The 10221-nt window shown below is 47.5% G+C and carries 11 protein-coding genes; all 11 read right to left on the reverse strand.

Annotated elements, in window-relative coordinates; translation table 11 throughout:
• Nucleotides 1-4: 4 nt before the first annotated feature.
• The 11 genes from ACFSX3_RS20075 to ACFSX3_RS20125 all read right to left on the reverse strand — a co-directional run bounded on the left by ACFSX3_RS20075 (nucleotide 5) and on the right by ACFSX3_RS20125 (nucleotide 10055).
• Nucleotides 5-976: a PhoH family protein gene (locus tag ACFSX3_RS20075; RefSeq protein ID WP_209987861.1), complete on the reverse strand. Its 972-nt coding sequence runs from the start codon at nucleotides 974-976 to the stop codon at nucleotides 5-7.
• A gap of 15 nt (nucleotides 977-991) precedes the next feature.
• Nucleotides 992-2173: a sporulation protein YqfD gene (gene yqfD, locus ACFSX3_RS20080; RefSeq protein ID WP_209987858.1), complete on the reverse strand. Its 1182-nt coding sequence runs from the start codon at nucleotides 2171-2173 to the stop codon at nucleotides 992-994.
• Nucleotides 2170-2463: a sporulation protein YqfC gene (yqfC, locus tag ACFSX3_RS20085; protein ID WP_209987854.1), complete on the reverse strand. Its 294-nt coding sequence runs from the start codon at nucleotides 2461-2463 to the stop codon at nucleotides 2170-2172. The genes yqfD and yqfC overlap by 4 nt, the downstream gene beginning before the upstream one ends.
• Nucleotides 2464-2644: 181 nt before the next feature.
• A complete protein-coding gene (locus ACFSX3_RS20090; protein WP_209987849.1) occupies nucleotides 2645-3238 on the reverse strand; it encodes a hypothetical protein in 594 nt (197 codons plus the stop codon).
• A gap of 16 nt (nucleotides 3239-3254) precedes the next feature.
• The gene (floA, locus tag ACFSX3_RS20095; RefSeq protein WP_036724346.1) at nucleotides 3255-4256 is read right to left on the reverse strand and encodes a flotillin-like protein FloA; all 1002 of its coding nucleotides are present in this window, start codon (nucleotides 4254-4256) and stop codon (nucleotides 3255-3257) included.
• Between the two features lie 36 nt (nucleotides 4257-4292).
• Nucleotides 4293-5657, reverse strand: a complete 1365-nt coding sequence (locus tag ACFSX3_RS20100) for an NfeD family protein (RefSeq protein ID WP_209987846.1) — start codon at nucleotides 5655-5657, stop codon at nucleotides 4293-4295.
• Nucleotides 5658-5874: 217 nt separating this feature from the next.
• Nucleotides 5875-6543 carry an ABC transporter ATP-binding protein gene (locus ACFSX3_RS20105; protein WP_209987843.1) on the reverse strand — a complete coding sequence of 223 codons (669 nt, stop codon included), beginning with the start codon at nucleotides 6541-6543 and terminating at the stop codon, nucleotides 5875-5877.
• A gap of 5 nt (nucleotides 6544-6548) precedes the next feature.
• Complete coding sequence (locus tag ACFSX3_RS20110) at nucleotides 6549-7835, reverse strand: ABC transporter permease (protein WP_209987841.1); 1287 nt, start codon at nucleotides 7833-7835, stop codon at nucleotides 6549-6551.
• Nucleotides 7832-8890: an ABC transporter permease gene (locus ACFSX3_RS20115; protein WP_209987838.1), complete on the reverse strand. Its 1059-nt coding sequence runs from the start codon at nucleotides 8888-8890 to the stop codon at nucleotides 7832-7834. The genes ACFSX3_RS20110 and ACFSX3_RS20115 overlap by 4 nt, the downstream gene beginning before the upstream one ends.
• Nucleotides 8891-8981: 91 nt before the next feature.
• Complete coding sequence (locus ACFSX3_RS20120; RefSeq protein WP_339219598.1) at nucleotides 8982-9383, reverse strand: hypothetical protein; 402 nt, start codon at nucleotides 9381-9383, stop codon at nucleotides 8982-8984.
• Between the two features lie 126 nt (nucleotides 9384-9509).
• Complete coding sequence (locus ACFSX3_RS20125) at nucleotides 9510-10055, reverse strand: RNA polymerase sigma factor (RefSeq protein ID WP_209987835.1); 546 nt, start codon at nucleotides 10053-10055, stop codon at nucleotides 9510-9512.
• Nucleotides 10056-10221 lie beyond the last annotated feature (166 nt).

A 10221-nucleotide genomic window follows, 5' to 3' on the forward strand; every position in this document is an offset into this window, starting at 1 on the left:
TTTTTTATTGGAGGTTTTCGGCAGAGCGGTCATAGGCAACGATAATTTTCTGGACAAGGGAATGGCGGACAACGTCCTGCTCAGCGAAGTAGACAAAGCCAAGCTCCTCGATACCGGAAAGAATCGTTTTGGCTTCGATCAGCCCTGACTTCTTGCCGCGCGGCAAATCGATCTGGGTCACATCGCCCGTGATGACCATCTTGGAGCCGAAGCCCAGACGGGTGAGGAACATTTTCATTTGTTCGGGTGTGGTATTCTGCGCTTCATCAAGGATGATAAAAGCATCCTCCAGCGTACGTCCGCGCATATAGGCAAGCGGTGCAATCTCGATCAGACCGCGCTCCAGCGCCTTCGCCACCTGATCAGGCCCCATAACGTCGTACAAGGCGTCGTAGAGCGGCCGCAGATACGGATCTACCTTCTCTTGCAAATCTCCCGGTAGGAAGCCCAGGTTCTCTCCAGCCTCAACAGCCGGGCGTGTAAGCACGATCCGCTTAACCGAGCCTTCCTTCAGCGCCGTCACCGCCAGGACCACAGCCAGATAAGTCTTGCCTGTGCCCGCCGGGCCGATGCCGAAGACGATATCACGTTTTTTGATGGTGCTCACATAATGCTTCTGGCCAATCGTTTTGACACGGATCGGCTTGCCGCGGAAAGTCGTCGTAATTTCGCCCTTGAACAGGTCAAGCAGCTGGTCGGCCCGAAAATCCTTCGCCAGCTCCACGGCGTACTGCACATCGCGTTCGCTCAATAGGTAACCCCCGCGTACGAGTGACAACAGCACGTTGAAGAGCTGGCCCAGCATGTCCACTTCCCGCTCCGTACCGCGAATCGTAATTTCGGCCTCGCGCGAGTTAATGACTGCCGGAATTTCTTTCTCGATGATTTTCAGGAAACTGTCCTGCGGGCCGAACAGGGATTGCGCTTCTCCCGCATTGTGCAAAGATATTTGAATGCTTGCAGTCTGTTCTGACAAGTAGCCTCATTCTCCTCAATTGTTTACTATCGGAAGTTCTTCCGCGATTCTCTCTTCCACCTCAAACAGCACTTTCATATAAACTTTACCATTCTCTTTCTTCTCATGCAAAATTTTTTGACTTTTGATGACGCTATCAGCACCGTAACGCGCCAAAATATCGCTCTTAGCCCGCGTCAATCCTTCCGCCCGGGCAGCCTCCGGAGTAAGCGCTTCAGCGGTTGCCTTGATCTCCAGCTCCTTCTCGGTCATCAGGCCCAGCGGCAGCTGCAAGGTGCGCCACGACAGCATATCGGGCTCTGTAAGCGTACGTGATTTCGCAAACCCGGAGTCCCCGTAGCCCCACAGCTGAATCGCCCACTTGCCGAGAACGAGATAAGTGCGGTCCTTGCGTTCTCCTGTATAAGCGCTGCCCGTCCTTTTGAGCGGCACCTCCAGATTATATTCATGCCACACCAGGCCTTTAACCTCGCCTTTGGCAACTACGAACTCTGTATTCTCCTCGTCACCCAGCGCTCCCGAGATGAGGATGTCCCCTTTTTTGACCCGCGAATTCCGGCTGACCACCGGTCTGCCCTGCTCCGCATAGATTTCGGTCACGACCGCATCCGTGCGGCTGATGAGATGGCGCTGGCTGAGCAGCGGTTTATTCTCCGGGCGGTCGGCTTCGACGACCTGAATGGTAATGCTCGTCCCGGTCCGGTGGAACCCGGCCCATGTCAAGCCCGGAACCAGACTGGTCAGCCCCCGGGACAGCTCGTCCGACTCCTGCATGCGCCAAATCCACTGAAACGGGTATACCCCTTCCTGGCGTGCGGCTTCGAGGATGTCTTCGGTCGGAATGCGCGTATTCCCTTCAACCTTGACGCTCCAGATCATCGAGGAGAGCAGCAGCAGACCCACACCGAAGATGAGCATTCCTGCGGCAAAAAACTTCCGTCTCCACAAGCGTGCGATGCTGAACGGAAGTCCGTTCCTGGCTGTAACATGCATGCGGCAGCCTGTCTTTTTGAGGAGCGGGCGAAGCCGGAAAAAGTCATCCAGCAGCAGATTCAAAGAAGCGCCGTCCCCGGCAGGCCTCACATCCCAGATGATGATGCCCGCTCCAGTTACAGCATTAATGAATTTCTCCACCTGCGGTCCGCTCACATGCAGTGTAACGAACCCCCGCAGTGATGACAGAGGCGGCTCTTTCATGGATTCTCCCCACTTTCCTTATATCTGATTTCACCGATAGTTCCAATGACGGCAAGCTCCTGGCCCAGAATATTGCGGATGACCAGCCCCTCGCCGGAAATCTCCAGAACGCCTTGGGTTAATGCCAGCCTCAGCTGCTCCGAAGAGAAATGCAGCACGCCGCGGTGGTTCTCAATATACAGCTCCTTATTGCCGATCAGGGTGATCCGGGGCATCTCCTGCAGCACATCCTGCGGAAGATCCAGTACCCCGTTTGTCCATCCCCGCAGCCTGCGGCCGATACGGGTCATAAGTAGACGCTCCCCCTTCCTGCCTTCTGTACACCTTATGCGGTGGAGCTTCTGTTTATGAGAAGAACTCACACGTATCGTCCGGCCAAAAACAGAAAAAAGCCTGAATCCCATCCTGTTAAGGAATTGATCCAGGCTTATGTGCAGCATAACATGTTGATTGATAAGCTCAGGCATAGTCTTAGCGCCGCGTGGAATGCGGCTGGCGGGCACGGGGCGGACCCAGTATCTCCGCCCACATCAGGCCGCTTCGCAGCGCGTCACGGTCGCCTGTGAGCGGATGGACAGCATATGCCGATGATGCTGCATCTCCGTCCTCCCCGCCTGCTTCGGAGCCCGCAGACGGGACCGCAGCCGCCATTCCGTCGAAGGCAGCCTGCAGCTTCTCCAGCTCCCGCTCCATACGTTCTGTGCGGGCCTCTACGCTGTCCAAGTCATCGGCCTGCTCCAGTGATACGCCTTCGCCTGTCTCGTCATCGGAAGATAGCTGCTCAGCCTCAGCCCATGCTGGCGGAGAAGGGGCCTCCTGCATATCTGGCTGCGGAGCAGGCCGGTCCGGGCCCGCCCTTGTCCCGGCAGGCGCCGGGAAGCCGCTGCCCGGCTGTTCCGCGCGTCCGGCCTTCCGGCGGCGGGGCAGCATATTGCCGGTATCCCCGCCGCCGCCAAAGGTAGGCATCCCCCCGCGCGGAACTGACTTGTCTTTGTCTCTCTTTTTGTTCAGACGGGTAATGATCGCAAAGCCCGCAAGCACCAGGAAATAGACTACGCCGCTCATGGAGGCTCACCTCCCTTTATTTATGGGGCGGACGGCTGCTGTCGTCCCCATCGTTTAGTTTGCCAAGGGAGCCTCGCATCTGCGTGTCCGCCTCGATGTTTTTAAGATTCATATAATCCATCACACCAAGCTTGCCGGAGCGCAGCGCTTCGGCCATCGCCAGCGGAACCTGGGATTCGGATTCAACGACCAGCGCCTTCATCTCAACCACGCGGGCCTTCATTTCCTGCTCATGGGCAACCGCCATCGCCCGGCGTTCTTCAGCCTTCGCCTGGGCGATGCGCTTATCCGCTTCTGCCTGCTCAGTCTGAAGGTACGCACCAATGTTCTTGCCTACATCCACATCTGCAATATCTATGGACAGAATTTCAAAGGCCGTCCCTGAGTCGAGACCCTTGGATAAAACGGTGCGGGAGATAGAATCCGGATTCTCAAGCACATCTTTATGCGAATTACTGGAGCCGACTGTGGTTACAATCCCCTCGCCGACGCGGGCAATAATCGTCTCTTCGCCCGCACCGCCGACCAACCGGTCGATATTAGCCCGCACCGTCACCCGTGCTTTGACCTTGACTTCAATCCCGTTCTTGGCCACAGCCGCAACAATCGGCGTCTCAATGACACGCGGGTTAACACTCATCTGAACTGCCAGCAGCACATCGCGTCCGGCCAGATCAATGGCGGCGGCACGTGTGAATTCCAGCGGAATATCCGCTCTCTGGGCGGCAATCAGCGCGTTCACTACCCGGTCTACATTCCCTCCGGCCAGATAATGGCTCTCCAGCTGATTGATATTCAGCCCCAGCCCGGCCTTGGTCGCCTTAATCAGCGGATTGACAATCCGGCTCGGTGTTACCCGGCGCAGACGCATCGCTACCAGCGTGATAATGCTGATTTTGACCCCGGAGGCCCAGGCAGACACCCACAGCATGACCGGGAAGAAGCTGAAGAAGACGCTTAGAACAACAATCACAGCTACCGCGATCAGCAAAAAAGTAATCATAGATGCTTCTAACATACGCTTACCTACCTCCGATATTTTGATAGACAAAATTTATTTCGCAGCTTCCTTCACTACCACACGGCCGCCCTCAACCTTCACCACGGACACGGCCGTCTGCGCCTCGATGAACCCGCCTTCAGTCACCACATCTATCCGCTCGCCGCCAATCGTGGCGGTTCCTGCGGGACGCAGCGGGGTTACGCTCATGCCGGAGGCACCGATCAGACGTAGCTTCTCCGGGACAGGCACAAAGCCCTTTTCTCTGGTAAGACTATCCTGAAGGATGAACCGGTTCCAGATTCCGCGCTCCTTGAAGACCACGGCAACAATCACGATGACCACCGCTGCTGCGGAAAAAGCAATGCCCAGGCTGAACAGCGCATGCGTAAAGCTGTAAGCAGCCCTTACAACACCCGCCACCAGACTGATGGACCCGAGTATCCCCAAAATACCGAAGCTCGGCACAAACAGCTCCAGAATGAGCATCACCAACCCCAGAATGAACAGCAGCAGCGTCTCCGCCCCGGCGAAGCCGGCCACATAGTTGCCGAAGAAGTAGAGGGCGAACGCCAGCGTACCGACAATTCCGGGCACCCCAAAGCCAGGCACCAGCAGCTCGATGAACACACCGGCGATACCCACGAAGAGCAGAATGGTCATGACCACCGGATGGGTCAGAAATTGCGACATTTTCTCCGCACCGGTATGCTCAATGCGAAAAATGTCGTCTGTCGAGTATCCCAGCCAGGTAATCGCCTCCTGCTCCGTTTCTGCAATCCGGTCAGCGTAACCGGCCTGAAGCGCTTCGTTGCTGCTCAGAGCGATAATCTCCCCCGCCTGCTTGTTCACACCCAGCTCCGGGCGGTTAACTACCAGATGAACATCCATCATGCCGGCAGCCACTTCAGGATCACGCCCGTTCAGCGAGGCGGCTCCGATCATTTTGGATTTCCAGTACGATACCATCTTGGCGTCTTCCACGGTCTTCCCGTTCATGTCCACCAGCGAAGCGGCCCCGATCATGCCGCCCGGCTTCATGATAATAGCCCCGGCGTTCAGCGCGATATAACTGCCTGCGGAAGCTGCGTTGCCTTTGATATAGGCTACCACCGGGATCTTACTGTCTCTGACCAGGGTACCGATTCTTTCGGCGGAATCCACCCGTCCTCCAGGTGTATCGATCTCCAGAACAATCAGAACCGCGCCGTAATTGGCCGCCTCCTGAAAGCCCCGTTCCAGAAAGCTCTGCAGACCCCGCTCGATCTCCTGATCCACTGGAATGATGAATACGGGTCCATGTTTGACTGCGGCTGACGAAGATGATGCCTCAGTAAAAGCTTTGGCGTCCAATAGTAATATGAATAGCAAAAAGATGGAATAAATAGCCCATGTGGTGAGTTTTCGAAATATGCGCAAAATATAATCCCTCCTTTCTCCCAAAGTTTAAATTTGCATATAACCCATTGTGCCTAGATTCTAGAATTACGCTTCAATGGGACTATGCAGTGCAACGCTACTCCTCAATATCCGCTATCTTAACAGATAAACCAAAAAGACAACACATAAGCTACGGCTTACGTCTTGTCTTTTAGTATTGCACAAATTGTCTAATTTGGCCTGTATTCCATAAGAATTAAGTGATTAGATTACAGCTTCCGTTTTTCATATAGAAAGTCCTATCACAGATGTCAGCAACTTTCTGATTATGTGTTACGATAATGATTGTTTTTCCTTGTTCGTTTAACATTCTAAACAGTTTTAGAATGTCATCTTCGGTTTCTTCATCCACAGACCCAGTTGGCTCATCAGCAATGATTACTTTGGGTTCCTGGACAATAGCTCTTGCTATGGCAACCCGTTGTGTCTCACCTCCCGACAATACTTCCACCGGACTATACCCTATATTGCTAATATGAAGAGCAGCAAGCACAAATGAAACCTTTTGCTTAATTTGAGATTTAGAGTGTTTGCTATACTTTAACGGTAAAGCTATATTATTAAAGACATTTTTACCATGGATAAGAACTGAATTTTGAATGATGTAACCGATATTATGTTTTCTAAAATTTGCAGCGTGGACAACATTCAATGCCAGTACATCGGTACTGCCAAAATAGTAATTTCCACAATCTGCTTGCTCCAGCCCGGCCAATATATTCAGAAGTGTGCTTTTGCCAGACCCGCTTCTCCCCATAATAGCGACCATCTCGCCATCATGGATTTCCAAGTTCACATCTTTAAGCACATCATTTCTATGGGAACCGCTTAGGAAGGATTTCTGCAGATGAGAAACTTTAAGCACATTCTTCACTCCATCCGTTTTATATATTTATTGAAATCAATATGTTTAAACCACCAAATAATCGGAAGGGCTGATATAAGCGTGAGAGTCAGCATTGAACCCGTGATTACTAGTATTAATAAAAGCATTGAATTGTCTATTAAGAGCTTATAGGCCAACATCACTATAAAACCCGGTAACACAACAACAATGATAAGTTCAGTTAAATAAAAAAAGATCAATTGATTTATTGTGGCTCCGCAGATCAAGTGAATCATCATATTTTTTAGTTGTTGACGCATTTTCTCCAGTATCAGTAATGTGATACTAACAGCGCATATCACATAAAGGACACTGGCTACTATTGATAACCATTTTGTGCTTATCTGATATGTGGCAAGCAAAAATTTCAACGGAAGCTTATGTGTTCCCAATACTTCCGTTTCATGAAAATCAGATAACTGCTTCACTTCTTCAAGCTTATTTACTATTGTATATTCATCATCCATAGTAAAAATATGGCCATTGACAATTTGCATATAATGTTTCTTTTGAAACGAAAAATCATCTGGAGTAGTGGGAGCTGGAAATGTTTGGGCCGGCATCACAATATATCGGTCCAAAAACATTTCCGGGAATTGAGAATTAAATACCATTGTGTTTGAGGGAAGAAATCCTTTGACAACTAATTCAAAATCCTTCATCAGATAATTTGCCTTCAATAAGCCGCCAATTTTGTATTTTGACTTATAATCGGCACCGAGTAGGACTGGAATGGTATGGTTATCGGTATTGTTGAAGTCTTCCTGCTCGAATGGCTGCCCAATGTCCACTTCTATATTGTATTTCTTAAAAGCATGTGAGTTCATTTGAACCGCTTTGGAGGCATAAAAAGGACCATTGCCAAACATTGAGAACGGTTTGCTTGACCTACCCTCTTCATATGCATACATAAACTTCGGTTCCCACTCAACTTCCTCCGGCAATATGGCTATGGACTGATTAAATAAATAAATATATTGATCCTCAAAATGTTCATTTAAGTTCCGATACAGTGTGATAGCATTCACTAGAAACTCAGGCCGGTTGGTATAGTCCTTCATAGCCTCATCTTCAAGAAGAGTATCCGAGAGCTGATAGTCATTCATCTCTGACAGGGAGCTGACCTCTGATGATTGTTCATGAAGTGTCGAAGACTGTACAAAAAGGAGTGAAACTACACAATAAAATATGAGAAGTTGTATAAGGAGAAGAGCTGTTACTGCTTTTTTTCGAAATAGACTCTCCTTAACTTCACTTAAGATTATTCTCATCGATATGTTTTTCCTTTCAGCGTTATCCGCTTGGCCACTTGGACGTAAAATATCCACACCACTAATGCAGATGATATCAAAACAGCTAACAATCCTATCTCTAACCCTTGTATGAATATGAATAATGAATACCGATTGAAGGTCAGAGAAAGTTTGAAGAACAACACACTACCTGTCCCAACAAAGATGTAACAAACAAGTGCTATAGCCATATAGGTGCTCAGAATTCGTCTTCCGATAGTTTTAAGTGAAATTCCACATTGCCAAAGAACTAAAATCTCACTTTTTTTCCTATTCATCCAAAAAAAAGCAGAAATAACACTGGTACTAAATAACAAAATAATGAAGATAAAAGTAACCATTAATTGCTGCGTTCCAATATCCATTGCCCTTACAGTGCCGCTATCTCCCCTGTCGAACACATGAATAGGCAAATCATTCTGAAGAAGGGGGAGCTTCAGATCAGAGGTGATTGGACTATGAGCTATATTCATCACATATACGGTTGAGTCCATGAAAGAATCCGATTGCAAAGAGTCAAGATTCACCAATACCGTATTATCTAGCTTTGATGAATAGGAAGCGCCCATGATCCCAATGACCTTGTAACTTCTCCCTGCAAAAGTATAATAAAGCTCATCCGCTTTTTCCAATAGATCGGTTCCATCAATATTCTTACCAATTACCGCCAGATTGTCATTATTATAAAAATCTGCATCATTAAAGAACCTACCCTCTGCAAGTGGTGGATCATAAGTACTTTTATTAAAATAAATTGCGCGAACCTCTTGCCAACTTCCATTTTTTTCAACGGATCCAAGTTCGGAAAATATTGTATAATCATCTGAGGTCTCAATCTCACTCCAGTTAATTTCAGCAGCCTTTTCTTTTATGGTGAAAAATATACTATTTTTAGTATACAAGCCTCTTGATAATTGATTCAATTCATTATGTTGGACTTGATAGTAATTGAAGACGACAACAATCAAGCTTAATAAAATAAATAAAGCAGCAATTAATAGAGTATTTATATTGCACAACCGGTATTTCTCCATATCTTATTACCTTCTTTACTAAATAGAGAGATTGCAAAAAATAAAAGAGCAATCTCTCTGTTCTCAAATTATTATACTTTATTATTGCTTGTCAGTCTTTTCCATAATAGGTTTTTGCCGCCCAAATAGCATCTGCGTAAGGAGATACAGCTGAAGTATCCACATATCCCCATTGTCTGCCGCTGTCAGTCAAATCCGTTGAAAAAGGCCCTTCCATTCTTGCCCGGGAATAATGATAAGTGTCTTTCCACCAAGTAGTGCATGCAGCCCGTTCGAATCCCCACTTGTTGGACTCCTTCCAGCCATTATGCACCCTAACCACTTCTGCAGCTGGCGACACTCTGGAGCTACTTGTTGAAAAGTTGCCCTCCTTTTCACTCCACCCTCCGGAAACAGAACTGTCATTTAAACTTGTTGTAGCCAGAGCAGATCCAGAAACCCCCATCAAAACAACAAATCCCGCAATAAATGGAATCACACTTTTTTTATTCAACCTTTTTCCTCCTTTACCATTATGATTAAATTTTTAGGTTCTATATGTATATTACATAAAAGATATAAGATCACATGAATTCATGATTTATATATATTTTTCTGACAAAATATATACGGATTGTTATCAAATTATCTCACAGCATTCTTTAATCTTGTCTTTAAGCTTGCTCTTGATTCTATAAATTCTTGTAGTCACTGCACTATTGGAAATACAATACTTCTCAGACAAATCCGCTATGGATAAACGATTTCTAAAATAATCATGATAAAGCGCGTATTCCTTCTTGTTAAGAGTACTTAATACCTGCTGACTTAACTCTTTGATGTCATATACTTCTTCCAAACAGGCAGCCAGTTCATCGTTATCACTTACAAGTTTTAATTTATCATCAAACACAATTTCATATTTTCGCTTGAGATACATCCCCCGATAACTATTAAGCACGAGATTTTTTGCTGTAACATACAGCCAACCTTTTACATTGGGATGACTTTGGAGCTTGATAAGCTGCTTGCCGGCCTCAAGAAAAGTTTTTTGGGCACACTCTTCGGCGATATCGGTGAGTTGTGAATGTCCTTTAGTTAATCGGGTGCAATATTTGTAGATACTCTTGATGTTCTGTTCGCAGAGCTGCTCATAGAACACATCTCGTTGCTTTCTTTTCCACAATACCCTCTCCCCCTTATCCACTTTCCGGACTTTTTGAAGCGATTCCAAAAACACTAATATTTATCAATATTTATAAATAATACTAATTAATTATAGCTTTTATAATTATATTTTTCAATTACATTTTAGTAATTTTTTTGTGATTTATCTTAATGCAACTGATGGA

It is taken from the genome of Paenibacillus rhizoplanae (genome assembly GCF_042684125.1).
Lineage (GTDB): Bacteria > Bacillota > Bacilli > Paenibacillales > Paenibacillaceae > Paenibacillus_AQ > Paenibacillus_AQ rhizoplanae.

Coding starts and splice junctions, on each gene's coding strand:
- yqfD (WP_209987858.1), bottom strand. CDS start 2,173: ATGAAAGAGCCGCCTCTGTCATCACTGCGGGGGTTCGTTACACTGCAT.
- yqfC (WP_209987854.1), bottom strand. CDS start 2,463: ATGACCCGTATCGGCCGCAGGCTGCGGGGATGGACAAACGGGGTACTG.
- ACFSX3_RS20090 (WP_209987849.1), bottom strand. CDS start 3,238: ATGAGCGGCGTAGTCTATTTCCTGGTGCTTGCGGGCTTTGCGATCATT.
- floA (WP_036724346.1), bottom strand. CDS start 4,256: ATGTTAGAAGCATCTATGATTACTTTTTTGCTGATCGCGGTAGCTGTG.
- ACFSX3_RS20110 (WP_209987841.1), bottom strand. CDS start 7,835: ATGAGAATAATCTTAAGTGAAGTTAAGGAGAGTCTATTTCGAAAAAAA.
- ACFSX3_RS20115 (WP_209987838.1), bottom strand. CDS start 8,890: ATGGAGAAATACCGGTTGTGCAATATAAATACTCTATTAATTGCTGCT.